Genomic DNA, 25,502 nt, shown 5'->3' with positions numbered 1-25,502 from the left:
CTTCACCCGTTAGTTAAAGACAAAACCACCGTTGACCGGAATCAGCTGCCCGGTAATAAACCGCGACAGATCGCTTAACAGCCAGACCACGCTGCCGGTGACGTCCTCCGGCAATTGCGCACCCGTTAACGCCCGCCCGTTTTCGTACAGCTGATGGCGCTCGGCGGGGACATATTCCGTCGCTTCGACGCGGGTTAACCCAGGCGCAATGGCGTTGATACGAATACGTTTCTCACCCAGCTCACGCGCCATCGAGCGCGTCATGGCAATCACCGCGCCTTTGCTGGCAACATAGGCCATCAGGCGCGGCGCGCCCCACAGTGCGGTGTCAGAAGCAACATTTACAATCCCGCTCCCTTCGCGCATAAGCGGCACCGCAGCGCGCGTCACCAGCCAGGTGCCTTTGACGTTCACGTTCATCACGCGATCCCAGAGATCGGGATCGTAATCGAGCATGTTTACGCCGCCGACGCCCGTTGCCATCGCCGCGTTATTCACCAGTCCGTCAATCTGCCCTTCAGCACCAATCGCGTTGAATACCTGCTCAATAGAGCGCGGATCGGCCAGATCGATAACGTGGGAGGCAACCGAATACCCCTGTGCACTGAGCCCGTGCGCACTCTCAGCCAGTTCGCCTTCCAGGATGTCGCACATCACCACCGCTGCGCCGTGCTCCGCGCAGGCTTTAGCAAAGTGATAGCCCAGCCCGCGAGCGGCACCGGTCACGACGATACGTTTTCCGCTCAACAGCCCGTTCATCAAGCCGCTCCCTGCGATTCTTCACGGAGAGCCAGCTGCTCTCTGGCCGCTTTTTGCATCATACGGCGCAGGCGGGATAGACCGACGTCGTGCTGGTAGAGGTATTCATGTTCGCGGGCATTCGGCGCCATGCTTTCCAGCACCACGCGGTCCTGCTCCAGGACTTCCCAGTGCAGTTTTTCCAGACGGTTGCGGTACATAAAGCGCCACATATCGCGCTGCCAGCCCTGCACGCGGCGAATACGCCAGAAGAAGACGCGGCAGTTGTCGTTATCTTCCGGCACCACCATACCGACGATAAAGAAGTGCCCACCCGGCCCAAAGCGCTTCTTGTAAGGAATCGACAGGCGCATCCATAAAGCGCCGCTGTTGCCCAATTCAACCCAATCGAAGTTAACGCCTGTCTGGCCTTTTTTCTCGAAGATAAAGCCGGTTTTGGTGGGCTGGAGCACCATGTCTGCCTTGCGATCGCCTTCCGCCATTGAGTGTGAAGATGAGTGCAGATAGGTGCCGTGCATCGGGTCCATAACGTTTTCAAGCGCGTACTGGTAATTGCATTGCCATGCGGCAGTACACAGGAAGTTGCTGTAGGTTTCGCCGTCCGCCAGCTCATCCGGGAAGGTCAGCTCATCCGGCTGCTGTTCCGCCGTTACGCCAAACCACAGGAAAATGGCGCCATGCGCTTCCTGCACGTTGTAACTGCGCACGCACTGCTGGCCAACCAGCGGGCATTTGTCCACGGCAGGCACATCTTTCACCTCGCCGTTTCCCGCCACTTCCAGGCCGTGATACCAGCAGGCAATACGGTCGCCGAGGTTCCAGCCCATCGACAAACGTGCGCCACGGTGTGGACAACGGTCTTCCAGGGCCTGAACCTGGCCATCTTTATTCCGCCAGACCACAATCTGCTCGCCCAGGCGGGTAATGCCAACCGGCGCAGACTGCACTTCCCAACTTGCCAGTACCGGATACCAGAGGCCACGCAGACCTTTATCAAGATAGTGTTGTACGGTAGTCGTCATCGCATTGCCCTCAATAGCCGTTAACCTGTAAGAATGCCTGGAAGCTGGCTTCGTTCCACGGCTCGCCTTGTAGATCGTGCATCCGCACCGCGTTCAGCCCCTTGACCAATTCCGGTAAGGTTTCCACTCCCTGCTCAAAGAGATCTTCCAGCGTGGCGATAAGGTTCACTTCCCAGTTTTCCGGGACGCGGCTGCGGGTCTGCCAGATAAGGTTCTGGTAATCACCCGGCTTATGGATGGCACCGTTACCGCCTTCTGCCGGAGGGGTAAACTGACGGCTTTCCGGCAGCGCCGGGTTGAAGTTCAGGGTATCGCTCATGCCACGGTCTCCTCGACAAAGGTAATCTGGATCTGGTTTTCAACTATGCGAACCGGGAAGCGGTTCAGATTGCGTCCGCCGGGGCCGTGCAGGCACTGGCCGGTTTTTACGTCGAAAACCGCCTCATGCAGCGGGCACTCCACCTTACCGTCCTCAACGAAGCCCTGGCTCAGCAGCGCATAAGCATGGGGGCATACGTCTTCCAGGGCGTAATATTCACCGTCAATCAAATAAACGCCGATCTCTTTACCTTCGACATTGCCGCTAAAAGGGAAATCTTCCTGTACTTGCTCTGCGTCACATACGCCTATCCAGCTCATCACGATCCTCCAGGCTTTTGTTTCATATATGAAACTCTGTTTCTTATTTAATACGGTCAATATAAAAGCGATGACGTTTTCGTCAAGCTGATTTGTGAACCATTTGTTAATGAAAGGGGTTTTAATTATCTATCTGTGCAAGCGATCACGAAAAAATGCAGAAATATGAAAATTTCATTCTTCAGGCGTGACTGATGAGCCTTATTAGCGCCCTGTACTTTTTAATAAAAAATATTGACTTATTTTCCAATTCCTTCTTAAAAAGAAATTAACGGAAATGGAGAATGTTTCACCCATGAAACAAATTTTAATTTTATTGTTTATAAACAATGAGTTTCACAGGTGAATCATTTTAGCATCGTGATAATCACACTCATAAAAATATAAATAAATCAGAATATAAGGCGGGCATGATGACGGCAAGATGGCAAGGCACAATAGCACTACTGCTGCTTATTATTATTTCCTACATCGACCGGATAAATATTTCGGTAATGATTTTAAATCCGGAATTTGCCGAACATTTTCAGCTAAATGAAAACAGAATGTTACAGGGGATGCTGATGACCTTCTTTCTCCTGGGTTATGGTTTTTCAGCTTTGTTATTAACTCCGGTTATCGAAAGCAAATTACAATATCGGCAGGGATTATTAAGCAGTATTGCGATTTGGGCTGTGGTTTGCGCAATTTCTCCGCTTCTGGGCTCGCTAATGGGAATGCTCATCGCACGCGGGGTTCTGGGCATTGCTGAAGGGCCACTTTTTTCGCTAAAAACGCGCTTTATCAGCGATAACTTCAAGGCTGAAGAGATCGGAAAACCCAATGCTGTTACCGCCCTGGGCGTCTCTCTCGGGCTGGCCGTGGGCTTTCCGCTGGTCACCTGGTTGATGACACATCTGGGGTGGGCCGGTTCGTTTTATGCCCTGGCGGTAATGAATCTGGTACTGGGTGGCGGGTTAATCTGGCGGTTCCTGCCTGCTCCACGCAGTACGGCGAGGATGAAAAAACCGGGGATCGTGCAGACATTTACGCTTGCCTGGCAAACGCCGTTGCTGGGGTGGACGCTGCTGGTTGAAATTGCCACGTTAAGTTATCTCTGGGGCAGCAGCGCCTGGCTGCCCGCGTGGCTTCGTGATGAGCACCACTTCTCGCTGCATGCGACGGGAATGTTAGCGGCCATTCCTTTTCTGCTGAGTCTGGGCTCTAAATTCCTTGGCGGGGTACTGCTCGACAAGATGCGCCCGGAACAAGCGCCAGTGCTATTTGTGGTGGGCGGCTTGCTGACCGCACTGTCCGTTATCGCGCTGATGCTGAGCCACCAGCCATCATGGCTTGCGCTGTTTATGCTCTCAGCGAATATCTTCTGGGGGCTACAGGGTGCCGCCATTCCAGCGGTAATCCAGCATCATGCCGCACGGGAAGCGGTCGGTAGTGCATATGGAGTAATCAATGGGATCGGCAACATTTGCGCGGCCTTTATTCCGCTGCTGATGGGGATAGTGATGAAATCGGTAGGGTCGGTCAGTTCAGGTTTTTCGGTGCTGGTTGTATCGCAGGTTATTACCCTGCTGGCGGGAGGAATGTTGCTGCTGCGCATGCATCGCGCAGCAGCAATTAGCGCGTAAGGTTTACTCGCCTTTTTTAGCGGCCTGGATGTACAGCATTTCCAGCGCCAGGGTAGCGGCGGCCAGGGCAGTGATTTCAGACTGGTCGTAGGCCGGGGCCACTTCCACAACGTCCATACCGACGATATTCAAATCTTTCAGACCGCGTACCAGCTTCAGAGCGCGGTCGGTCGTCAGGCCACCGATAACCGGCGTGCCGGTGCCAGGAGCGAATGCCGGGTCCAGACAGTCGATATCGAAGGTCAGGTAAACCGGCATATCACCAACGATTTTCTTAACCTGCGCCAGAATATCGTCCACGCCGCGATCGTTAACCTGGCCCGCGTCCAGCACGGTAAAACCGTTGTCTTTATCAAACTCGGTACGGATCCCGATTTGCACGGAGTGGTTCGGATCGATCAGGCCTTCGTTTGGCGCGGTATAGAACATGGTGCCGTGGTCGAACTCGCAGCCGTTAGCGTAGGTATCGGTGTGGGCATCAAAATGCACCAGCGCCATTTTACCGAAGTGCTTAGCATGGGCGCGCAGCAGCGGCAGAGTCACAAAGTGGTCGCCACCGAAGGAGAGCATACGCTTGCCGGAAGCCAGCAGACGCTCGGCGTGAGCCTGGAGATTTTCACTCATCTCGCGGGCATCGCCGAAGGCATATACCAGGTCGCCGCAGTCCACAACGTTCAGGCGCTCGCGCATGTCGAAGTTCCACGGGAAGCGGTTGCCTTCCCATGCCAGGTTAGTGGATACCTGACGAATCGCTGCCGGGCCGTGACGACCACCCGCGCGACCGGAGGTTGCCGCATCAAACGGAACGCCGGTGATAACCCAGTCCGCATCGCTATCGTACGGCTGGAAGTTCAGCGGGAAACGTAAAAAACCAAAGGCATTAGATACCAGGGAGTTATCGTATTTGTGGCCTAAGGTGCTCATTGTCTGACCTCTCGGTTGGGGTTAGTCGATATCAAAAAAAATCCCCTCCGCGTCGTTAAACCCGACGAGGAAGGGATTGGATTCGGTACTGCTTATATTGTGCGGATTATCGCCGCAATCGGGTCAGGGTTCAATAGATGAAGAGAGTATGATTCGAAACACGGTGCAGCACAAAAAAAGGTAATATTTTACCCTCAAGCACCAAAAACAATCATTAAAGGGTAATCTACTACCCCTCAAACAATAAATAAGCACACTTAAAAAAAGAGTAGTAAACTACCTAAAATAGGCATAAAACGCCATTGAAAGGTAGAATTTGACCCATGAAAGAATTTTCGAAAACGCTGACTGATAGTGCTCTGGCCGGGATGCTGTTCACCCGAATAGAAGCTCGCCGCAAAACAATGAAAATAACCCAGCTCATGCTGGCAGAGCGGATAGGAATAACACCAAAGACCTACCGCTCACTAAAAACGGGCTCATGCAACTTACTAATATTTATTGCCGTTCTTCGCGAACTACAGCTGCTGGATAATTTTAATCACCTGATCCCCTCCCCCACTATACGCCCGGCAGAAGTATGGTCTCAGGTTTCCCCGACAGGTAAAAAAGCAGCGTCAACATCAGCGCAAATGATCAAAATCCGCAGCATGATGGAGCGGCGAAAAAAACTCAAAACAGGGGAATAACGATGATTACCCAGGCTTGCAAGGTTCAGTTCTCCGGGGTTGACGTAGGAACCCTGGCCATTACGGAAGATTCACCGTGGGTATCTTTTGAGTATGATGCCGCGTGGGTAGCAGAAGGCTTTTCATTATCACCTTTACACATGCCCTTGACGAAAGCACCACAAAATTTTCCCTCACTGTCTTTTGAAACCTATCGGGGCCTCCCCTCGGTGTTTGCCGACTCATTGCCCGATGACTTCGGTAACGCCTTGATAAACAGCTGGCTGGCGCGGCAAGGACTGGACAAATCACAATTTGGCGCACTGGACAGGTTGCTTTATACCGGCACACGAGGAATGGGCGCGCTGGAGTATCAGAATGCCATCCAACTCCCAAAAAATAACGGTGACGCGCTCCAACTGCCTGCGCTCGTCGAACTGGCGCAAAAAGTTCTGAACGATCGTAACCATGTTGATATTACCGCAAACGAACAAAACGCGATGTCCCACCTATTGCAGGTAGGAACATCAGCAGGTGGAGCCAGGCCGAAAGCCGTCATTGCGGTGAACAAAGACAGAACCCAGATTTTATCCGGACAGGTGGATACTCCTGCCGGATTTGAGCATTATTTATTAAAATTTGATGGTGTTACGGAACACAATACCAATACGGAAACATTTGGCGATCCTAAAGGTTTTGGCCTGATGGAATACAGCTACTCGTTAATGGCGACGGGTTGTGGTATCAACATGTCCCCCTGCGAAATTCTGGCCGAAAATGGTCGTAGTCATTTTATGACCCGCCGTTTCGATCGAGAAGAAAACCAGAAATACCATGTCTTAACACTATGCGGTATGGATCACGCTGACTTCAAAAAACCCGGTTATTACAGCTACGAAGAGCTTCTGGCCGTGGCCCGAAAATTAGCGCTGTCAAACAAAGAGCAGGAACAAATATTCAGGCGTATGGTGTTCAATGTTATTGCCCGCAACCATGACGATCACACCAAAAACACGGCATTTTTAGTAGATGATGACTTTCGCTGGGTCCTGGCTCCGGCTTATGACATTGCCTACAGTTATAAACCGGGCTCGCCCTGGGTAGACAAACATCAGATGACCATTGCCGGTAAACGCGACAATTTTACTCGTGAGGATTTGTTGAGCGTAGGCCAATTGATAGGCAGCCTAACCCCGCGTAAATCCAACAAGATAATTGATGGCATTATTAATGAAGTGCGACGCTGGCCGGAAATAGCCGAAGAAAACCACGTTTTCCCGACTCTTCGGGATGAGATTACCCAAAATCTGGTGCTGGATATTTAAAAAACGAGCCCCCGGTAGCGGGAGCTCGTCCGGGCTAACTTACTCGTCTTCCAGATACGTATAACCGTAAAGACCCGCCTCAAACTCTTCGAGGAACTGCTGTTGCAGCGCGTCGTCAAGGTCGGTGTTCTTCACCTGATCGCGGAACTGGGTCAGCAGCTTGTTCGGATCCAACTGCACGTATTGCAGCATATCCGCCACGGTATCGCCTTCATCAGACAGCTCAACTTCTACCGAGCCGTCAGGGAACACGAACACGTCCACCGCTTCGGTATCACCGAACAGGTTGTGCATGTTGCCCAGAATTTCCTGGTATGCGCCGACCATGAAGAAGCCCAGCATCGGCGGGTTCTCAGGGTCGTATTCCGGCATTGGCATCGTGGTCGCTATCCCGTCGCCGTCCACATAGTGGTCGATTGCGCCGTCGGAATCGCAGGTGATATCCAGCAGCACAGCACGGCGTTCTGGCGCATGGTTCAGCCCTTCCAGCGGCATCACCGGGAACAGCTGGTCAATACCCCACGCATCCGGCATCGACTGGAACAGCGAGAAGTTGACGTACATTTTGTCCGCCATGCGCTCCTGCAATTCGTCGATAATCGGGCGATGTGCACGGTTGCTCGGGTCGAGCTGCTTCTGCACGTCGTGACACATGTTCAGGTAGAGCTGCTCGGCCCAGGCACGCTCTTGCAGGCTGTAAGCGCCGGAGGAGTAACCAACGTGGATATCGTGCAAATCCATCTGGCTGTCGTGCAGCCATTCACGCAGCGAACGGCGTGTGCCAGGCTGGTGCATTTCCAGCCAGGTTTCCCACATGCTTTGCAGCGCGCGCGGTGCGTCATCAGCCGGCGGCGTAGCTTCGGTATATTCGTTACGCTCAACGCCGATGATATTGGAAACCAGCACGGTGTGGTGGGCGGTTACGGCACGACCAGACTCGGTAATCACCGTCGGGTGCGGCAGGCCATTCTCTTCGCAGGCATCGCCAATAGCCCATATGATGTTGTTGGCGTACTCATTCAGGCCGTAGTTCACCGAACAGTCGGACTGAGAACGCGTCCCTTCGTAGTCCACGCCCAGGCCGCCGCCCACATCGAAGCACTGAATGTTAACGCCCAGCTTGTGCAGTTCAACGTAGAAACGTGCGGATTCACGAACGCCGGTCGCGATGTCGCGGATATTCGCCATCTGCGAGCCGAGGTGGAAGTGCAGCAGTTGAATGCTGTCCAGGCGGCCGCGTTCGCGCAGGATTTCCACCAGTTGCAGAACCTGATTGGCCGCCAGGCCAAATTTAGATTTTTCGCCGCCTGAAGACTGCCATTTGCCGGAGCCCTGAGAAGCCAGGCGCGCACGCACGCCAAGGCGCGGGATCACGTTCAGGCGTTCTGCTTCTTCCAGCACGATGCCAATCTCGGACATCTTCTCGATAACCAGATAGACCTTGTGGCCCATCTTCTCACCGATCAGCGCCAGCCGAATGTATTCGCGGTCTTTATAACCGTTACACACGATAACGGAGCGCGTCATCCCTGCATGCGCCAGGACAGCCATCAGCTCTGCTTTAGAACCCGCTTCCAGGCCCAGCGGCTCGCCGGAATGAATCAGTGACTCAATCACACGGCGGTGCTGATTTACCTTGATCGGGTAAACAAGAAAATAGTCGCCCTGATAGCCGTAAGACTCACGAGCGCGTTTGAAAGCCGCGTTAATTGAACGCAGACGATGCTGAAGGATCTGCGGGAAGCAGAACAGCGCAGGCAGGCGCTGGCCCTGAGCTTCGCGAGCTTTTACCAGCTCGGCAAGATCGACACGAGCGTCCGGAACGTCCGGATCCGGGCATACGCTGATATGGCCCAGCTCGTTGACGTCATAATAGTTATTACCCCACCAGGCAATATTATAAGTACGCAACATCTTACTGGCTTCCTCGGAGCTCATGGCAACCTCCTGAATGGAACGGTGTACATCTTGCTCGCCCACTGACGAACCCGAAACAGAAGTGATTTTGTCAGTCATGGCGAACCTCAAATTTTGTCGAATGTGCAAAACAGTTGACTACTATCGCAGGGGTATCCTGCAATAACAACCCATTAACAGCACGCATTGCCAGCATAAGACGCTGACAGCATAGCTGTGCGACCGGTTTCATTTTCATATCATTGTAAAACACGTAACCGAACACTGTATGACAGGTCGGCGAAACCACGAGAAAACTCTTGTTAAACAAGAGCGCCCTTGTTCAGCAACCACGGAACGTCAAACACCGGCCCGGGGATCCTGAGAAGCGCCGAGATGGGTACAACATCGGCAAGGTTGAAAACATGAGATGCAGGCTGCGAGGAGCATACGCACGCCAGGACGGCATGCCAGGTTGTTCGAAAGACGGCGGTTCATTAATCCAGTCACCTCCACGCATACGTTGTTGGGTATGCGACAAGCTAAAGCTGTGAGCACTGTAGCGGACAGGCTCTAAATAATTGCTCAACCCGGCTGGAAGTGGGCAACACAAATTTTGTGTGCTTTTGATTAAGCCGCGCGCGCCGCTTTATACCGATATCAGGGGTAAAAAGCAAAGCAAAAATGCGTAAATTGCCAGCAATGTCAGCAATCCTTTCCACTAAAGATTTATCACATATTGCCGTTGTTCTAAAAAAATCTGGCTATCTGCCGATTGAATAATCTAAAATGGCCGTCCAGATGTTAATCCATCTATACTGATTAACTGTTAGACTGCCTGTTTTTCAATCTGCGGCAATAAGTTCCCGGGTTGGTTCATCTCGCCGCCTTAGCGGCGCAGAGCAGCAGCCTGAACTAAATAATTCCTCTTAGGGTGAAGAAAATATGGCTAAGCACCTTTTTACGTCCGAGTCTGTATCTGAAGGGCATCCTGATAAAATCGCTGACCAAATCTCCGACGCGGTACTTGACGCTATCCTCGAGCAGGATCCTAAAGCGCGCGTTGCCTGTGAGACTTATGTAAAAACCGGCATGGTTCTGGTTGGCGGCGAAATCACCACCAGCGCGTGGGTAGACATCGAAGAGATCACCCGCAAAACCGTGCGTGAAATCGGCTATGTGCATTCTGATATGGGCTTTGATGCCAACTCTTGCGCGGTACTGAGCGCGATTGGCAAGCAGTCTCCGGATATTAACCAGGGCGTTGACCGTACCGATCCGCTGGAGCAAGGTGCCGGTGACCAGGGCCTGATGTTTGGCTATGCCACCAACGAAACCGACGTGCTGATGCCTGCGCCAATTACCTATGCTCACCGTCTGGTGCAGCGTCAGGCTGAAGTGCGTAAAAACGGCACCCTGCCGTGGCTGCGTCCTGATGCAAAAAGCCAGATAACCTTCCAGTACGACGACGGCAAAATCGTCGGTATTGACGCGGTTGTTCTGTCTACTCAGCACTCAGAAGACGTTGCGCTGAAAGACCTGCAGGAGGCGGTGATGGAAGAAATCATCAAACCTGTGCTGCCGGGCGAGTGGCTGAATGCTTCTACTAAATATCACATCAACCCAACCGGCCGTTTTGTTATCGGCGGACCGATGGGCGACTGCGGCCTGACCGGGCGTAAAATCATCGTTGATACCTACGGCGGCATGGCTCGTCACGGCGGCGGTGCATTCTCCGGTAAAGATCCGTCTAAAGTAGACCGCTCTGCGGCATATGCTGCTCGCTATGTAGCAAAAAACATCGTGGCTGCTGGCCTTGCGGACCGCTGTGAAATTCAGGTTTCCTACGCTATCGGCGTAGCAGAACCGACCTCCATCATGGTGGAAACCTTCGGTACTGAGAAAATCTCTACCGAGCAGCTGACCCTGCTGGTGCGTGAATTCTTCGACCTGCGCCCATACGGCCTTATCCAGATGCTGGATCTGCTGCACCCGATCTACAAAGAAACCGCCGCTTACGGTCACTTTGGTCGCGAACATTTCCCTTGGGAAAAAACCGACAAAGCCGCCCTGCTGCGTGAAGCTGCTGGCCTGAAATAATCCGCCTGCGCTCCGCACTTTAAAGGCCAGCTAATGCTGGCCTTTTACTTTTCTGCCCTCGCTTAAACCCTCTGTATTTTTCCTGAATCCTCCCTCATTTGACGAAAATTGAAACCGATTACATTTGCAGATAAAGACTTTTATCGTTCAATTCGCCATGCGCTCAGGGAAGGCACATCATTTGTTACATAACACTTCAGATTAAGCTTATTTTTAACCATAACGTTGGCTTTAGTCGCCATTAACTCTATGTTTTGACGATTAGCACCCGGTTTTTAATCATCAGCATCAGTGTAACCGATTACATAGCTGTGATTATCATCACACACTTTTGCCCGCCGCTGGCCTACCCTTATCAGCGTCAAATCTGAATAATCCACCTGGAGGGCGTTATGCCTGACTATCAAAAACAAAAGCGTTCCAATAAGAGCATGACCTTTTTTGTCTGCTTCCTGGCGGCGCTCGCCGGGCTGCTGTTTGGCCTTGATATCGGCGTGATTGCCGGTGCCCTGCCGTTTATCGCTAAAGATTTCCAGATAACTTCCCACACTCAGGAATGGGTCGTTAGCTCAATGATGTTCGGCGCAGCCGTCGGCGCGGTCGGCAGCGGCTGGCTCTCCTTCAAACTAGGCCGCAAATACAGCCTGATGATTGGCGCGGTGCTGTTTGTCGTCGGCTCTCTTTGCTCCGCCTTTGCGCCCAACACCGAAGTATTAATCGTCTCACGCGTATTGCTTGGCCTGGCGGTAGGCGTTGCGTCCTACACCGCGCCGCTGTACTTGTCAGAAATAGCGCCGGAAAAAATACGCGGCAGCATGATTTCGATGTACCAGTTGATGATTACCATCGGTATTCTCGGCGCTTATCTTTCAGATACGGCGTTCAGCTACACCGAGTCCTGGCGCTGGATGCTGGGCGTTATCACCCTTCCTGCCCTGTTGCTGCTGGTTGGGGTATTTTTCCTGCCGGACAGCCCGCGCTGGTTCGCCGCTAAACGCCGCTTCCACGATGCCGAACGCGTGCTGCTGCGCCTGCGAGACACCAGCGCAGAAGCGAAAAAAGAGCTGGAAGAAATTCGCGAAAGCCTGAAGGTAAAACAGAGCGGCTGGGCGCTATTTAAAGACAACTCCAACTTCCGCCGCGCGGTATTCCTCGGCGTGCTGTTGCAGGTAATGCAGCAGTTCACCGGCATGAACGTCATCATGTATTACGCGCCGAAGATCTTCGAAATCGCCGGTTTTGCGAATACCACCCAGCAAATGTGGGGCACCGTCATCGTCGGCCTGATTAACGTCCTGGCGACCTTTATTGCCATTGGTCTGGTTGACCGCTGGGGCCGTAAACCTACGCTGGTTCTGGGCTTCCTGGTCATGGCCGTGGGTATGGGCGTGCTGGGCACGATGATGCACATCGGCATTCACTCCCAGGGCGCGCAATACTTCGCTATTGCCATGCTGCTGATGTTTATCGTTGGTTTTGCTATGAGCGCTGGCCCGCTGATTTGGGTACTGTGTTCCGAAATCCAGCCGCTGAAAGGCCGCGATTTCGGTATCACCTGCTCCACCGCCACCAACTGGATTGCCAACATGATTGTCGGGGCTACTTTCCTGACCATGCTGAATACGCTGGGCAACGCCAACACCTTCTGGGTTTACGGGGCGCTCAACCTGTTCTTTATTGTCCTGACACTGTGGCTGATTCCGGAAACCAAGCATGTCTCTCTGGAGCACATTGAACGTAACCTGATGAAAGGCCGTAAGTTGCGCGAGATTGGCGCCCACAACTAAGTTTTACCTGCCCCTCTCCTCCACGAGAGGGGCTTGCACCTTGCCTCCACCCACTTTATTCTCTGCCGCTATGAAAGCCCCCCGACTCCCCATTGCCATTCAGCAGGCCGTTATGCGCTGCCTGCGAGAAAAACTCCAGCAGGCGAACTCGCATCTGGGCCGTAGCTACCCCGAACCCAAAGTGGTGTATCAGCAGCGTGGAACCGCGGCAGGTACCGCGTGGCTCGAAAGCTATGAAATCCGCCTCAATCCCGTTTTGCTGATGGAAAACCAACAGGCTTTTGTTGAGGAAGTGGTGCCTCATGAGCTTGCTCACCTGCTGGTCTGGAAGCATTTTGGCCGCGTCGCGCCGCACGGCAAAGAGTGGAAGTGGATGATGGAAACCGTGCTCGGCGTTCCGGCTCGCCGCACCCACCAGTTTGAAGTCGAGTCGGTACGCAAGAACACCTTCCCCTATCGTTGCCCCTGCCAGCAGCATCAGCTCACCGTACGCCGCCATAACCGCGTGCTGCGTGGCGAAGCCGAATATCGCTGTACGCGCTGTGGTCAATTGTTAAAGCCTGATGTTACAACTCACTGTAATTAATAACTATTCCAGAAAAATTTTCCGCCCTCACTGATTGAAACTGGATAAACGATCAGGTAGGGTGCGGACACGTTTTAGCAAGGATTCTGGAAATGTCTCGCAAATTTTCTTTGGCTGTTGCATTCGTTGCAGCCATCAGCTCTTTCTCCGCATTCAGCACGGGTATCAATAGCTTCTCACAGGCCAAAACGGCCGGCGTTAAGGTTAATGCCGACGCACCGGGCGATTTCTATTGCGGCTGCAAAATTAGCTGGCAGGGTAAAAAAGGCGTCCCCGATCTTGAATCGTGCGGGTATAAGGTGCGGAAAAATGAAAACCGCGCCACGCGTATTGAATGGGAACACGTCATGCCGGCCTGGCAGTTCGGCCACCTGCTGCAATGCTGGCAGGATGGCGGGCGTAAAAACTGCGGTAAAGACCCGGTATACCGCAAGATTGAAAGCGATATGCACAACCTGCAACCCGCAGTAGGCGAGGTGAACGCCGACAGAAATAACTTTATGTACAGCCAGTGGAACGGCGGCGAAGGCCAGTACGGCCAGTGCGCAATGAAGGTTGATTTTAAAGATAAAGTTGCCGAGCCGCCGGAACGCGCACGCGGCGCCATCGCCCGCACCTACTTCTACATGCGTGACCAGTACCAGCTCTCACTTTCACGCCAGCAGACCCAACTGTTCCAGGCCTGGGATAAGCGCTATCCGGTCACCGACTGGGAATGCGAACGCGACGAGCGTATTGCCAAAGTTCAGGGTAACCATAACCCATATGTGCTGCGGGCTTGCCAGGCGCGAAACAGCTAACCTACACTAGCGGTCATCTTCTATTACCGTGCAATCTTGCCTCTCTTTGCATAGAGAGGCTGAAACATGTTTGCCTCTGCATTCGGATCTTATAAACCATGCGTATACCCCGCATCCATCACCCTGAGCCCCTTTCCGTCGGCGAGGATATTGCGCTTTGCGAAGACGCCGCTAACCACGTTGGCCGCGTACTGCGCATGGGCGCCGGGCAGGCCGTTCAACTGTTCGACGGCAGTAACCAGGTATTTGACGCTGAGATAGTTCAGGCGGATAAAAAAACCGTTCGAGTGAAAGTGCTTGCCGCCAGCGAGGACGACCGCGAATCGCCGCTCTGGCTGCATTTGGGCCAGGTGATGTCGCGTGGAGAAAAGATGGAATTTACCATCCAGAAAGCCGTCGAGCTGGGCGTCAACGTGATTACCCCATTGTTTTCCGAACGCTGTGGGGTAAAACTGGATGCCGAAAGGTTGAATAAAAAGCTTCAGCAGTGGCAGAAAATCGCCATCGCCGCCTGCGAGCAGTGTGGCCGCAACCGGGTGCCTGAAGTACGCCCCGCGATGGAGCTGGACGCCTGGTGCGCCGAGCAAGATGACGCGCTGAAGCTCAACCTGCACCCGCGCGCCAGCGCCAGTATTAATACCCTGCCGCAGCCCGTAGAGCGGGTACGCCTGCTGATTGGCCCGGAGGGCGGCTTAACCGCCGATGAGATTGCCATGACCGCGAACCATCAATTTACTGATATTCTGTTGGGACCGCGCGTTCTGCGTACTGAGACCACCGCGCTCACCGCCATTACCGCCTTGCAGGTGCGCTTTGGCGACCTGGGCTAAAGGAGAACAACAATGATCAAGCTCGGCATCGTGATGGACCCCATCGCACACATCAACATCAAAAAAGACTCCAGCTTCGCTATGCTGCTGGAAGCGCAGCGTCGCGGCTATGAGCTGCACTATATGGAAATGGCCGACCTGTATCTGAACAACGGCGAAGCGCGCGCCCGCACCCGGCTGCTTAGCATCGAGCAAAACTACGATAAATGGTACGAGTTCGGCACCGAGCAGGACATCGCCCTGGCCGACCTGAACGTTGTCCTGATGCGCAAAGATCCGCCGTTCGATACCGAATTTATCTATGCCACCTACATCCTTGAGCGCGCTGAAGAAAAAGGCACCCTGATCGTCAACAAGCCGCAGAGCCTGCGCGACTGTAACGAAAAGCTGTTCACCGCCTGGTTTGCTGACCTGACCCCGGAAACGCTGGTCACCCGCAACAAGGCGCAGCTTAAAGCCTTCTGGCAGCAGCACGGCGACATCATCATGAAACCGCTGGACGGCATGGGCGGCGCGTCAATATTCCGCGTGAAGCAGGATGACCCAAATATCGGCGTGATTGCAGAAACGCTGACAGAGCTGGGCAGCCGCTACTGCATGGCGCAGAATTACCTGCCGGCGATTAAAGACGGCGACAAACGCGTACTGGTAGTGGACGGCGAGCCGGTTCCATACTGCCTGGCACGTATTCCGCAGGGCGGCGAAACTCGCGGTAACCTGGCCGCAGGTGGCCGCGGCGAACCTCGCCCGCTGACCGAAAGCGACTGGGAAATCGCCCGCCGCGTTGGACCGACATTGAAAGCGAAGGGCCTGATTTTTGTTGGCCTGGATATCATCGGCGACCGCCTGACCGAAATTAACGTCACCAGCCCGACCTGCATTCGCGAAATCGAAGCGGAGTTCCCGGTTTCTATTACCGGCATGCTGTTTGACGCCATCGAAAAGCGCCTGGCTAACTAAGCGTGACGGCGGGCGCCTTGCCGCCCGCCGCTTAACTCGCTACGGCTCAGCGGCCGGCCGGGTAGCCCGCACTCCTTCATTAGTGATAAACTGAGCACTCTTCGCGCAGCCACTGCCGCTTTTTCAACCGGGATCAGAACCTCTGACAATGAATTTACAGCATCACTTTCTTATTGCCATGCCGGCTCTCCAGGACCCCTTATTTAAGCGCTCCGTAGTCTATATCTGCGAATACAACGATGAAGGCGCGATGGGGATTATCATCAATAAGCCGCTGGAAAACCTTCAGGTTGAAGGCGTTCTCGAAAAGCTGAAAATCGAACCTGAACCGCGCGACAGTAGTATTCGCCTCGACAAACCGGTGTTTATCGGCGGCCCGCTGGCGGAAGACCGCGGCTTTATTCTGCACTCTACGCCGGACTCGTTTGGCTCCAGCATTCGTATTTCAGACGACACGGTGATTACCACCTCTCGTGATGTGCTTGAGACGCTCGGCACCGCTAAGCAACCGAAAGAAGTGATGGTGGCGCTGGGCTACTCCTCGTGGGAGAAAGGCCAGCTTGAGCAGGAGATTCTGGAGAATTCGTGGCTAACGGCCCCGGCAGCTCCGGAAATCCTGTTCCACACCCCGATAGCCGAACGCTGGCGCGAGGCAGCTCGCCTTATCGGTATCGACATCCACAATATGCCAAACGAAGCGGGGCACGCCTGATGAGCAGCGGAACCCTGATGGCCTTCGATTTTGGCACCAAAAGCATCGGCGTAGCCATTGGCCAGAGAATTACCGGCACCGCCCGCCCGTTAACCGCGCTAAAAGCTCAGGACGGCACGCCGGACTGGAACGCGGTAGAAAAAATTCTGAAAGAGTGGCAGCCGGAAGAAGTCGTGGTTGGCCTGCCGCTGAATATGGACGGCACCGAACAGCCGCTTACGGCGCGCGCACGTAAGTTCGCAAACCGCCTGCATGGCCGCTTTGGCGTTAAGGTTTCATTGCAGGATGAGCGCCTGAGCACGGTAGAGGCTCGCGCCGGGCTGTTTGAGCACGGCGGTTTTCGTGCGCTGAACAAAGGCAGCATCGACTCGGCTTCCGCCGTTATCATTCTCGAAAGCTGGTTTGAATATAACCCTTAACGGGTTTACCTGTCGGGCGCGTCGTTACCTGCGCTCTGCAGTTCATGCCTCGCGGCAATTGCCAGAAAATGGCTGCGGTCCCGGTAGCCTGATGAAGGCTGCTTCACCCGGGAGTCAATACGCCGCAGCAGCGCGTCCGGCAGCATAATGTTTAGCCGCAGTTGCTTCCCTTCCAGCGCAGACAAATCCACATCGACCAGTAACCACTGGGTGCAGTAGGCGTAGTCCGGGTTTGCCGCATAAGCAAAAGGCCCGGCATCGCGGAGCTGAGTAATATCCTTTCCGCTCTCCACCATTAAATCGGCAATCGACAGCACCGCATCCTGCACCATCGGCGCAATATCAGCCTGGGTATCTGCCGCCGACACGCAGCCAAAATCATCGTTGCATAACGCGGGTACAACCAGGCCAAACGCTTCGTTTTCAGTTGCGGGTAACTCCACACCAACAGAAAAAAACATCATCAACCTCCGGCAGCGGCAGGCTAAATACCCGCCATTTTACGAATGGATTTGACAGTACCGATGGGCAAATCCTTTTTGGGATGAGGGATCGGGAACGTTTTTCCGGTATCAGGCGACCACCAGATCCAGTGGCTGCCTCCCGAACGCCTGACGGGTTCGTAACCTGCATCCTTCAATTCCTTTATCAGCTCAGCGGAAGTCATGCTGACCTCCAGAACGATAACCAAAATACACACCAATACACACAAAAGCAATAAAAGCGTTCAAAATGTCTTCTCCCATAGCCCGCCGACTGCCCGGTCATCTTCAGCAATTTTTCCTTCACGCTGCCGCTGCGCCTCGCTTTGGGAAAAATTCTGCATGCCGTGCTGCTGGCCGGTTTGCAGCGCGCCCGGTAGCTGATGGGTTTTACCTTCGCGTATCAAATTAGCCACTGCGGGGGTGTTCACCAGCAGTTCGTACAGCGCCACCCTTCCGCCGCCGCTGGCGGCTACCAGTTTCTGCGCCAGCACCGCTTTCAGGCTGCCGGCAAGCTGGGTGCGAATCAGGCTTTTCTCTTCGGCCGGGAAAACGTCAACCAGCCTCTCAACCGCCTGCGTAGCTCCGCGCGTGTGCAGAGTGGCTAATACCAGATGCCCGGTTTCGGCAGCGGTAAGTGCGAGGCGAATGGTTTCGCTGTCCCGCAGTTCACCCAGCAGGATAACGTCGGGATCTTCCCTCAGAGCGGCCTTAAGCCCGGCCGCAAAGTTCTCACAGTGGCTTCCTGGCTCGCGCTGCTGGATAAGGCATCTGGCGGAGGAGTGAATAAATTCAATCGGGTCTTCGAGCGTTAAAACATGGTAATCAGCGTGGTGATTCAGATGCTGGATCATTGCCGCAAGCGTGGTGGACTTGCCGCTCCCCGTCGCGCCGGTGACCAACACAAGCCCCTCCTGCTCCTGTAAAAGTCGGGCAACAAGCGCCGGAGTGCCAATCTCTTCGAGAGACGGGCAGGATGATGCCAGCAGGCGAAGCGCCAGAGAGTACCCCTCACGCTGGCGAAAAGCGTTAGCACGCAGGCGGAGACCGCTCTCAAGCGTGAGGGCAAAATCAAGCTGCCCTGTTTGTTCAAGCTGCCGCCGCTGCTCTTCGGCAAGCCAGATATTAAGGAGCGACTCAACCTCAGGGGCCGCTTCCGGACATAGCTCCAGCCTGCCACATCTTCGCCAGCGCGGCGGTTGACTCGCGCACAGGTGTAGATCGGAGACATTATGCTTTACACTAAGGGCCACAATTTCTTCGATATCCATATCACTCTCCAACGATCATGAATGAGATAGCGCACAATCTGGCACAGGTTCACGGGAAGATCTCAGCCGCTGCGGCACGCTGCGGCCGATCCCCCGAAGAAGTTACTCTGCTTGCAGTAAGCAAAACCAAGCCTGCGAGCGCCATCGCAGAAGCGATTGCGGCGGGGCATTCTGCCTTTGGCGAAAACTATGTTCAGGAAGGCGTGGATAAAATTCACCACTTTGCTGAGCAGGGCGTTGAAGGGCTGGAGTGGCACTTTATCGGGCCGTTGCAGTCGAATAAAAGTCGCCTGGTGGCGGAGAATTTTGACTGGTGCCATACCGTTGACCGGCTGCGTATTGCCAGCCGCTTAAGCGAGCAGCGCCCGCCAAACCTGCCGCCTTTAAATGTGCTGATTCAGGTAAATATCAGCGATGAGCAGAGCAAGTCCGGCATCGCGTTAAGCGAGCTGGAACAGCTGGCAGCAGAAGTCGCTGCCCTGCCGGGCCTGACGCTGCGGGGGCTGATGGCCATCCCGGCTCCGGAACCCGATTACGAGCGCCAGTTTGCCGTCTGCCGCCAGATGGCGGAGGCCTGCGAAGCGCTTAAACACCGTTACCCAACGGTAGATACATTATCTCTGGGCATGACCGATGACATGGAAGCCGCGATAGCCGCAGGCAGCACCATGGTGCGCATTGGAACCGCTATTTTCGGCGCGCGGGATTATTCCGCTCGTTAATCACCATCATTTTTGAGGAACACCATGCTAACGTTGACTTTCCTGGTCAAAACCCTGATTGAGCTTTACGTAATGGTGCTGCTTATCCGCATCTGGATGCAGTGGGCGCGCTGTGATTTCTACAATCCGTTTGCCCAATTTATTGTAAAAATTACCCAGCCCGTTATCGGGCCGCTGCGCCGCGTTATTCCGTCAATCGGGCCGATTGATACATCGTCCCTGCTGGTGGCTTTTATTCTCACCACGCTGAAGTACCCGATTCTGCTGCTGATTCAGTCCGGCGGCCTTTCGCTGGATCCGTTTAATTTAGTCATCGGCGTGCTGTCGCTGCTGAAATCCGCCGGTACGCTGGTATTTTGGGTGATTATTATCCGCTCTCTGATGAGCTGGATAAGCCAGGGCCGCAGCCCGGTTGAATATGTGCTGATGCAGTTGACCGAGCCGATGATGGCGCCAATCCGCCGTATTCTGCCTGCCATGGGCGGCATCGACTTCTCGGCAATGGTGGTCATTCTTATCCTCTATGCGCTGAACTACCTCGGTATGGATCTGTTCCCGGGTCTCTGGTACGCGCTTTGAGTCCAGTGACTCAACTGCCCGACGGGCTGGTGCTAAGGCTGTATATTCAGCCGAAGGCCAGCCGCGACAGCCTGGTTGGCGTGCATGGCGACGAATTAAAAGTCGCCATCACCGCTCCGCCGGTTGACGGGCAGGCCAATGCCCACCTGGTGAAGTTCCTCGCAAAGCAGTTCCGGGTCGCTAAAGGCCAGGTGGTGATAGAGAAAGGTGACCTTGGCCGCCATAAACAAGTTAAAATTATTGGCCCGCAGCAAATCCCGACGGAAGTCGCGGCATTGATTGAACCCCTCGAATAAATACAGGATTCGCTATGCAAAAAGTCGTATTAGCTACCGGGAACGCCGGTAAAGTGCGTGAACTCGCCAGCCTGCTGGCGGATTTTGGCCTCGATGTGGTGGCACAAACCGAGCTGAACGTAGAGTCGGTGGAAGAGACCGGACTGACCTTTATTGAGAACGCCATTCTGAAGGCTCGCCATGCGGCTAAAGTTACCGGGCTACCGGCGCTTGCCGACGACTCCGGCCTGGCGGTGGACGCGCTGGGCGGCGCGCCGGGCATTTATTCCGCACGCTATGCGGGCGAAGAGGCAACCGACCAGCAGAATCTCGAGAAGCTGCTGGTTGCCCTGAAAGATGTACCCGACGATAAACGCCAGGCTCAGTTCCACTGCGTGCTGGTGTATATGCGCCACGCCGAAGACCCAACGCCACTGGTGTTCCACGGCAGCTGGCCGGGCGTTATCGCTCAGACATCGGCAGGCCAGGGCGGCTTTGGCTACGATCCTATTTTCTATGTTCCGTCCGCAGGTAAAACGGCGGCGGAGCTGACCCGCGAAGAAAAGAGCGCGATTTCCCATCGTGGGCAAGCGCTGAAACTGTTACTGGAAGCAATGCGTAATGGCTAATTTGCCACCCCTGAGTCTCTACATTCACATCCCCTGGTGCGTACAGAAGTGCCCGTACTGTGACTTCAACTCCCACGCGCTAAAGGGCGACGTGCCGCACGAAGAATACGTTGGCCATCTGCTACGTGACCTGGACTGCGATGTGCCGCTGGCACAAGGGCGTGAAATAAAGACCATTTTTATCGGTGGCGGTACGCCAAGCCTGCTCTCCAGCGAGGCCATGCAGATGTTGCTGGACGGCGTTCGTTCGCGCTTAAAACTGGCAGATGACGCGGAAATCACCATGGAAGCCAACCCGGGCACGGTAGAAGCAGACCGCTTTGTTGGCTACCAGAAAGCGGGCGTGAACCGAATTTCCATCGGCGTGCAGAGCTTCAGCGAGCCGAAACTAAAACGCCTCGGGCGCATTCACGACTCAGGTGAAGCGAAAAGAGCGGCAAACCTTGCCAGCGGTCTCGGCCTGCGCAGCTTTAACCTGGACCTGATGCACGGCCTGCCGGACCAGTCTCTGGAAGAAGCACTGGACGATTTGCGCCAGGCGATTGAACTGAATCCCCCACACCTTTCCTGGTATCAGCTGACGATTGAACCGAATACGCTGTTTAGCTCACGGCCGCCAAAATTGCCGGATGACGATGCGCTGTGGGATATCTTCGAGCAGGGCGACAAGCTGTTAACCGCTGCGGGATACCGGCAATATGAAACCTCGGCCTATGCAAAACCGGGCTACCAGTGCCAGCACAACCTGAATTACTGGCGCTTTGGTGACTATCTCGGCATCGGCTGCGGCGCTCACGGCAAAGTGACGTTCCCGGATGGGCGTATTATGCGTACCGCCAAAACTCGCCATCCTCGCGGCTATATGGAAGGGAAATATCTCGATCGCCAGCACGACGTGGCGCTGGAAGATAAGCCGTTTGAGTTCTTTATGAACCGCTTCCGCCTGCTGGAAGCCGCGCCTCGCAGCGAATTCACGCTGTATACCGGGCTGGATGAAGCGACAATTCGCCCGCAGCTGGATGAGGCGATGGCGAAAAACTATATGACTGAAACGGATGAGTACTGGCAGATAACCGAGCACGGGAAGCTGTTTTTAAACTCCCTGCTTGAGCTGTTCCTTGCCGAGTAACCTCTTCCTGTGATGCCCTGGCTGAACGGCCAGGGCGGGCGTACGGATCAGTACTGGTTAAACATTTCCTGAATTTGCTTCGGATCTTTGGTTTTAGTCAGCGCCAGCTGCAACAGCACGCGGGCTTTTTGCGGGTTCAGCGAACCAGAGGCGACAAAACCATACTTCCCATCATCCACTTCCGCATCACGGGTGGTGTAACCTGTCGGCACTCGCGATGAGCGAACCACAACGGTCCCCTCGTGCGCGGCGGTCGCAAGAGTATCGAACACGGTCTTATACAGGTTACCGTTGCCTACACCGGCGCTAACGATCCCTTCATAGCCAGCGTCCACCAGCGCTTTCACCGGCAGGTCAGAGGCATTAGCATAGTTATAGATAATACCCACCTTCGGCAGCTCGCTCAGCGTCGATACGTCAAACGGCGTGGACGTTGTGTGCTTACGCGCCGGGGTGCGTTGATAGTCAATTTTGCCATTATGGATATAGCCCAGCGGACCAAAGTTGACGGACTTGAACGTCGCAACATCCGTAGTACTGGTTTTGGTGACGTCACGCCCATCCAGCACGGTATCATTCATTACGACCATCACCCCACGGTTGGCAGACTGCGGGTCAACGGCCGCGACCACCGCGTTATAGAGGTTAAATGGGCCATCGGCGCTCATCGAGGTCGACGGACGCATCGCGCCTACCAGAACCACCGGCTTATTACATTTCACCGTGAGATCGAGGAAATAGGCGGTTTCCTCCATCGTGTCCGTACCGTGGGTAATAACAAATCCATCGGTTTTATCGCAGTCGGTGTTAATTTTCTTCGCCAGCGTCAGCCAGACCCGATCGTTCATATCCTGCGAACCGATATTAACGACCTGCTCGCCCTTCACCACCGCCAGATCTTTTAGCTGCGGTACCGCGTTAACCAAATTCTCTACGCCGACTTTACCGGCGGTGTAATTAGATTTCGTTGCCGAATCACCGCCTCCGGCAATAGTGCCGCCGGTTGCCAAAATAGTGACATGAGGCAAAGCAAGGGCTGCACCGCTGAACCCCATAACTACTGTGAGAAGCGCTATTTTTCCAAAAAACTTCATTTTAATTCTCCAGTTATGTGAATTTGCCGCATTATCCCAGCATCAAAGATGAATAATGTGACTACAGCCCATTAACCAGATAAACGCTCTCTAATAATCACGATTATTAGATACAGAAACCAATAAAAAGAAAATATTAATAAATCGCAGGAAGCGGGATTCCATTTTTTATCTTTTGCGCTGACGGGAAAAAGTGTTGGTTCTTATATTGTCGATATGTCTGTTACAAAGCCATGCTTAGCGGATAAGCCAGGATAACTGAAAAGGCGGAGTTCAGTTCTGCGGGTAAACCGAACAGCCGCCATGTTGGAACCGGCCGGGAGAGAGCCGGCCTCTGAATTACTTAAGCCCGCTCACCAGCGCCTTGCGGCTCTGCTCGAGGGTGATCACACGGTCACACACATCTTTACCGAACTTCTGAAAATCCGCTTCCTGATTATTCCACTCTTTCTGAATAGCGGTTTGCAGCCCGCCCAGGCTACCCAGCACGCCCTGCAACGGGTTACCGCCGCCCTTCAGAACCGCCTGCGCGCCCATTTCGTTAATGCTGTCCTGCAAAATCCCGCCCAGCGCCTGGTTCACCAGCTGCTGCCCATCCGCCCGCACCTGATCGATAGCTTTATAGTGGAAGGTCAAACCATCCTGGCGGCGTTCGATAATGCGATTCATCTGCTCTTTGAGCTGAGCATCCAGCTTGGTCAGACGGCCGCGCATGCTGCTGCTTTCGCCCACCTCTTTAGCAATAATGCCGTCCAGCGCGATGCGGCTTTTCTCCACCCGCGAGCGAGCGCCGTTATCGATCCACGGAAGATCCGCGCGCAGAGATTTCTGATAATTCAGCGCCTGTTGGCGTTGGGCGGCGTTCAGCGTTTTCTGCGCGCCGTTGAATTGAACGCTACCGTCAGGGGCAATAACCAGATTACCGTTCTCGCCAACGACCTGAACGGACTGCGGACTGATAACCACGTCATCACGCGGGTTCACGCTGCACTGATAGTCTGCGTGCGCCGAGGCGGCGGTTACCAGCAGCGCGCCTAAAAGAAGCTTACGGATCATGTTTTCTCCTGAAAATTCAGCTCCTGAAAAAAAGGCCGGTTAATTAACCAGCCTGTTTTTTGCTAATGCTTAATCCCACCAGACGTCGAACAGATCGCTGATGCGAATATCTTCGAGCTTGCGCTCTTCAAGCCATTTACGAATTTGCGCCTGATGCTCTTCGGTGCATTTGCCTATCTCTTCCATGCACACCAGCCCTTCCCAGGCCAGATAACCGCTGCCGTCAAACGCCAGTTTGTTTGGCGCAATGACTTCGGCGATCAGCTCGTCCACGGTTTTATCAATTTGCTCTTCGGAAGTGCCCTCCGGGAAGCGCCAGGCAATAGAGAAACCCAGTTCCTGGAACTCTTCGATATGCATTTTCTTACGCAGACGACGGCTACGATTCTTTGCCATTATTTCACCCTCTCGAACATTAAGTCCCATACGCCGTGGCCAAGACGATGGCCACGTTGTTCAAATTTGGTTACCGGTCGCGTGTCCGGACGCGGTACGTAGTCGTTGCTCTCCGACTGGTTTTTATACCCTTCGATAGAGGACATCACTTCGAGCATATGTTCGGCATAAGGTTCCCAGTCGGTTGCCATATGGAACACGCCGCCCAGCTTCAGCTTGCGTTTCACCAGGTCGGCAAACGGAGCCTGAACGATACGGCGTTTATTATGGCGCGCTTTGTGCCATGGATCAGGGAAAAACAGCTGAACCATGGTCAGAGAATTGTCAGGAATCATGTTTTCCAGCACTTCTACCGCATCGTGGCACATTACGCGCAGGTTCTCTACGCCAGCTTCATGCGCGGTGCTCAGGCAGGCGCCCACGCCCGGCGAGTGCACTTCAATTCCGAGGTAGTTGTGCATCGGGTTCGCCTGCGCCATCGCCACCAGCGAAGTTCCCATACCAAAGCCTATCTCCAGCGTGACCGGCGCTTCACGGCCAAACAGGGTGCCAAAATCGGCTGGTTCGGCCTGGAACTCAACGCCCATCACCGGCCAGTAGTTATCCAGCGCATGCTGCTGGCCCTTCGTCAGACGCCCCTGGCGACGGACAAAGCTGCGGATACGGCGCAGCACGCGGCCTTCTTCATTAAATTCCGGTGAAATGACGTCATTCTTCATGATTTCGTTAACGCTTCGCTTAGTGTTCGGGAAACGGGCATTATCCAAAGTTAAGCATGAGAAGCAAGCACAGGAAAGTTCCGGTTTACAGCTTTAAC

Annotated in this window: 30 protein-coding genes; 16 read left to right on the top strand and 14 right to left on the bottom strand. The window is 54.2% G+C overall.

Annotated features, from left to right (window positions below; translation table 11 throughout):
- Nucleotides 1-9 precede the first annotated feature (9 nt).
- From ACG1VR_RS03225 to ACG1VR_RS03210, 4 genes are read right to left on the bottom strand one after another with little or no spacing between them, the layout of a single operon-like run.
- Nucleotides 10-759, bottom strand: a complete 750-nt coding sequence (locus ACG1VR_RS03225) for an SDR family oxidoreductase (protein ID WP_395490192.1) — start codon at nt 757-759, stop codon at nt 10-12.
- A complete protein-coding gene (locus ACG1VR_RS03220) occupies nt 759-1,781 on the bottom strand; it encodes an aromatic ring-hydroxylating dioxygenase subunit alpha (protein ID WP_016538146.1) in 1,023 nt (340 codons plus the stop codon). Before ACG1VR_RS03220 ends, ACG1VR_RS03225 begins: the two co-directional genes overlap by 1 nt.
- Before the next feature lie 10 nt (nt 1,782-1,791).
- Complete coding sequence (locus ACG1VR_RS03215; protein ID WP_016538147.1) at nt 1,792-2,100, bottom strand: recombinase-like helix-turn-helix domain-containing protein; 309 nt, start codon at nt 2,098-2,100, stop codon at nt 1,792-1,794.
- The gene (locus tag ACG1VR_RS03210) at nt 2,097-2,420 is read right to left on the bottom strand and encodes a non-heme iron oxygenase ferredoxin subunit (protein ID WP_039898812.1); all 324 of its coding nucleotides are present in this window, start codon (nt 2,418-2,420) and stop codon (nt 2,097-2,099) included. Before ACG1VR_RS03210 ends, ACG1VR_RS03215 begins: the two co-directional genes overlap by 4 nt.
- Before the next feature lie 413 nt (nt 2,421-2,833).
- Here ACG1VR_RS03210 and ACG1VR_RS03205 point away from each other — a divergent pair, with 413 nt between their 5' ends.
- Entirely contained in the window at nt 2,834-4,045 is a 1,212-nt protein-coding gene (locus ACG1VR_RS03205; RefSeq protein WP_395491051.1) for an MFS transporter, read from the top strand.
- Nucleotides 4,046-4,048: 3 nt separating this feature from the next.
- Here ACG1VR_RS03205 and speB read toward each other — a convergent pair whose 3' ends face one another.
- Complete coding sequence (speB, locus tag ACG1VR_RS03200; RefSeq protein WP_016538151.1) at nt 4,049-4,969, bottom strand: agmatinase; 921 nt, start codon at nt 4,967-4,969, stop codon at nt 4,049-4,051.
- A 323-nt stretch (nt 4,970-5,292) separates the two neighbouring features.
- Between speB and ACG1VR_RS03195 the strand changes: the two genes are divergently transcribed.
- Both ACG1VR_RS03195 and ACG1VR_RS03190 read left to right on the top strand, forming a co-directional pair.
- A complete protein-coding gene (locus tag ACG1VR_RS03195; protein ID WP_016538152.1) occupies nt 5,293-5,658 on the top strand; it encodes a helix-turn-helix transcriptional regulator in 366 nt (121 codons plus the stop codon).
- Nucleotides 5,659-5,660: 2 nt separating this feature from the next.
- Nucleotides 5,661-6,962 carry a type II toxin-antitoxin system HipA family toxin gene (locus ACG1VR_RS03190; RefSeq protein ID WP_016538153.1) on the top strand — a complete coding sequence of 434 codons (1,302 nt, stop codon included), beginning with the start codon at nt 5,661-5,663 and terminating at the stop codon, nt 6,960-6,962.
- Nucleotides 6,963-7,001: 39 nt separating this feature from the next.
- On the opposite strand, the gene speA is transcribed toward ACG1VR_RS03190, so the two are convergent.
- Together speA and ACG1VR_RS03180 are read right to left on the bottom strand one after the other, a co-directional pair.
- Nucleotides 7,002-8,978, bottom strand: a complete 1,977-nt coding sequence (gene speA, locus ACG1VR_RS03185) for a biosynthetic arginine decarboxylase (protein ID WP_016538154.1) — start codon at nt 8,976-8,978, stop codon at nt 7,002-7,004.
- Complete coding sequence (locus ACG1VR_RS03180) at nt 8,971-9,066, bottom strand: hypothetical protein (protein WP_395491050.1); 96 nt, start codon at nt 9,064-9,066, stop codon at nt 8,971-8,973. Before ACG1VR_RS03180 ends, speA begins: the two co-directional genes overlap by 8 nt.
- Before the next feature lie 737 nt (nt 9,067-9,803).
- Here ACG1VR_RS03180 and metK point away from each other — a divergent pair.
- The 8 genes from metK (at nt 9,804) to ruvX (ending at nt 17,052) form a co-directional block, all read left to right on the top strand.
- Complete coding sequence (gene metK, locus ACG1VR_RS03175; protein ID WP_016538156.1) at nt 9,804-10,958, top strand: methionine adenosyltransferase; 1,155 nt, start codon at nt 9,804-9,806, stop codon at nt 10,956-10,958.
- A gap of 392 nt (nt 10,959-11,350) precedes the next feature.
- Nucleotides 11,351-12,745: a sugar porter family MFS transporter gene (locus tag ACG1VR_RS03170; protein ID WP_016538157.1), complete on the top strand. Its 1,395-nt coding sequence runs from the start codon at nt 11,351-11,353 to the stop codon at nt 12,743-12,745.
- A 70-nt stretch (nt 12,746-12,815) separates the two neighbouring features.
- Nucleotides 12,816-13,331 carry a SprT family zinc-dependent metalloprotease gene (locus ACG1VR_RS03165; RefSeq protein ID WP_071704115.1) on the top strand — a complete coding sequence of 172 codons (516 nt, stop codon included), beginning with the start codon at nt 12,816-12,818 and terminating at the stop codon, nt 13,329-13,331.
- 92 nt (nt 13,332-13,423) lie between these two features.
- Nucleotides 13,424-14,131, top strand: coding sequence for a deoxyribonuclease I (gene endA / locus ACG1VR_RS03160; protein WP_016538159.1), 708 nt, complete (start codon nt 13,424-13,426; stop codon nt 14,129-14,131).
- 98 nt (nt 14,132-14,229) lie between these two features.
- On the top strand, nt 14,230-14,961 hold the full coding sequence (gene rsmE, locus ACG1VR_RS03155; protein ID WP_016538160.1) for a 16S rRNA (uracil(1498)-N(3))-methyltransferase: 732 nt from the start codon (nt 14,230-14,232) through the stop codon (nt 14,959-14,961).
- Between the two features lie 12 nt (nt 14,962-14,973).
- Nucleotides 14,974-15,921 carry a glutathione synthase gene (gene gshB, locus ACG1VR_RS03150; protein ID WP_395490191.1) on the top strand — a complete coding sequence of 316 codons (948 nt, stop codon included), beginning with the start codon at nt 14,974-14,976 and terminating at the stop codon, nt 15,919-15,921.
- 148 nt (nt 15,922-16,069) lie between these two features.
- A complete protein-coding gene (locus ACG1VR_RS03145; protein ID WP_016538163.1) occupies nt 16,070-16,633 on the top strand; it encodes a YqgE/AlgH family protein in 564 nt (187 codons plus the stop codon).
- Entirely contained in the window at nt 16,633-17,052 is a 420-nt protein-coding gene (ruvX, locus tag ACG1VR_RS03140; RefSeq protein ID WP_016538164.1) for a Holliday junction resolvase RuvX, read from the top strand. Before ACG1VR_RS03145 ends, ruvX begins: the two co-directional genes overlap by 1 nt.
- A gap of 5 nt (nt 17,053-17,057) precedes the next feature.
- On the opposite strand, the gene ACG1VR_RS03135 is transcribed toward ruvX, so the two are convergent.
- From ACG1VR_RS03135 to ACG1VR_RS03125, 3 genes are read right to left on the bottom strand one after another with little or no spacing between them, the layout of a single operon-like run.
- Nucleotides 17,058-17,513: a type II toxin-antitoxin system HicB family antitoxin gene (locus tag ACG1VR_RS03135; protein ID WP_039898815.1), complete on the bottom strand. Its 456-nt coding sequence runs from the start codon at nt 17,511-17,513 to the stop codon at nt 17,058-17,060.
- A 23-nt stretch (nt 17,514-17,536) separates the two neighbouring features.
- Nucleotides 17,537-17,719 carry a type II toxin-antitoxin system HicA family toxin gene (locus ACG1VR_RS03130; protein ID WP_395490190.1) on the bottom strand — a complete coding sequence of 61 codons (183 nt, stop codon included), beginning with the start codon at nt 17,717-17,719 and terminating at the stop codon, nt 17,537-17,539.
- A gap of 60 nt (nt 17,720-17,779) precedes the next feature.
- Nucleotides 17,780-18,805 (bottom strand): type IV pilus twitching motility protein PilT, encoded by a 1,026-nt coding sequence (locus tag ACG1VR_RS03125; protein ID WP_395490189.1) that lies wholly within the window; start codon nt 18,803-18,805, stop codon nt 17,780-17,782.
- Nucleotides 18,806-18,822: 17 nt separating this feature from the next.
- Here ACG1VR_RS03125 and ACG1VR_RS03120 point away from each other — a divergent pair, with 17 nt between their 5' ends.
- From ACG1VR_RS03120 to hemW, 5 genes are read left to right on the top strand one after another with little or no spacing between them, the layout of a single operon-like run.
- Entirely contained in the window at nt 18,823-19,527 is a 705-nt protein-coding gene (locus tag ACG1VR_RS03120; protein WP_016538168.1) for a YggS family pyridoxal phosphate-dependent enzyme, read from the top strand.
- A 24-nt stretch (nt 19,528-19,551) separates the two neighbouring features.
- A complete protein-coding gene (locus ACG1VR_RS03115) occupies nt 19,552-20,106 on the top strand; it encodes a YggT family protein (RefSeq protein ID WP_016538169.1) in 555 nt (184 codons plus the stop codon).
- Nucleotides 20,103-20,402: a DUF167 family protein YggU gene (yggU, locus tag ACG1VR_RS03110; RefSeq protein ID WP_039898816.1), complete on the top strand. Its 300-nt coding sequence runs from the start codon at nt 20,103-20,105 to the stop codon at nt 20,400-20,402. The genes ACG1VR_RS03115 and yggU overlap by 4 nt, the downstream gene beginning before the upstream one ends.
- A 14-nt stretch (nt 20,403-20,416) precedes the next feature.
- The gene (locus ACG1VR_RS03105; protein WP_172568997.1) at nt 20,417-21,010 is read left to right on the top strand and encodes an XTP/dITP diphosphatase; all 594 of its coding nucleotides are present in this window, start codon (nt 20,417-20,419) and stop codon (nt 21,008-21,010) included.
- Nucleotides 21,003-22,139, top strand: a complete 1,137-nt coding sequence (gene hemW, locus ACG1VR_RS03100; RefSeq protein WP_016538172.1) for a radical SAM family heme chaperone HemW — start codon at nt 21,003-21,005, stop codon at nt 22,137-22,139. Before ACG1VR_RS03105 ends, hemW begins: the two co-directional genes overlap by 8 nt.
- Before the next feature lie 47 nt (nt 22,140-22,186).
- Here the strand turns inward: hemW and ansB are convergent, their stop codons facing one another.
- The 4 genes from ansB to trmB form a co-directional block, all read right to left on the bottom strand.
- On the bottom strand, nt 22,187-23,233 hold the full coding sequence (ansB, locus tag ACG1VR_RS03095; protein ID WP_395490188.1) for an L-asparaginase 2: 1,047 nt from the start codon (nt 23,231-23,233) through the stop codon (nt 22,187-22,189).
- Between the two features lie 339 nt (nt 23,234-23,572).
- Nucleotides 23,573-24,289, bottom strand: coding sequence for a DUF2884 domain-containing protein (locus ACG1VR_RS03090; protein ID WP_172568995.1), 717 nt, complete (start codon nt 24,287-24,289; stop codon nt 23,573-23,575).
- Nucleotides 24,290-24,358: 69 nt separating this feature from the next.
- Complete coding sequence (locus ACG1VR_RS03085; protein WP_016538175.1) at nt 24,359-24,685, bottom strand: YggL family protein; 327 nt, start codon at nt 24,683-24,685, stop codon at nt 24,359-24,361.
- Nucleotides 24,685-25,404, bottom strand: a complete 720-nt coding sequence (trmB, locus tag ACG1VR_RS03080; protein ID WP_016538176.1) for a tRNA (guanosine(46)-N7)-methyltransferase TrmB — start codon at nt 25,402-25,404, stop codon at nt 24,685-24,687. Before trmB ends, ACG1VR_RS03085 begins: the two co-directional genes overlap by 1 nt.
- Between the last annotated feature and the right edge of the window lie 98 nt (nt 25,405-25,502).

Source organism: Cedecea davisae (assembly GCF_044095835.1).
GTDB lineage: Bacteria > Pseudomonadota > Gammaproteobacteria > Enterobacterales > Enterobacteriaceae > Cedecea > Cedecea davisae.
Note: the sequence above shows the minus strand (reverse complement) of the source record. Positions and strands in the feature narration are given on the sequence as shown.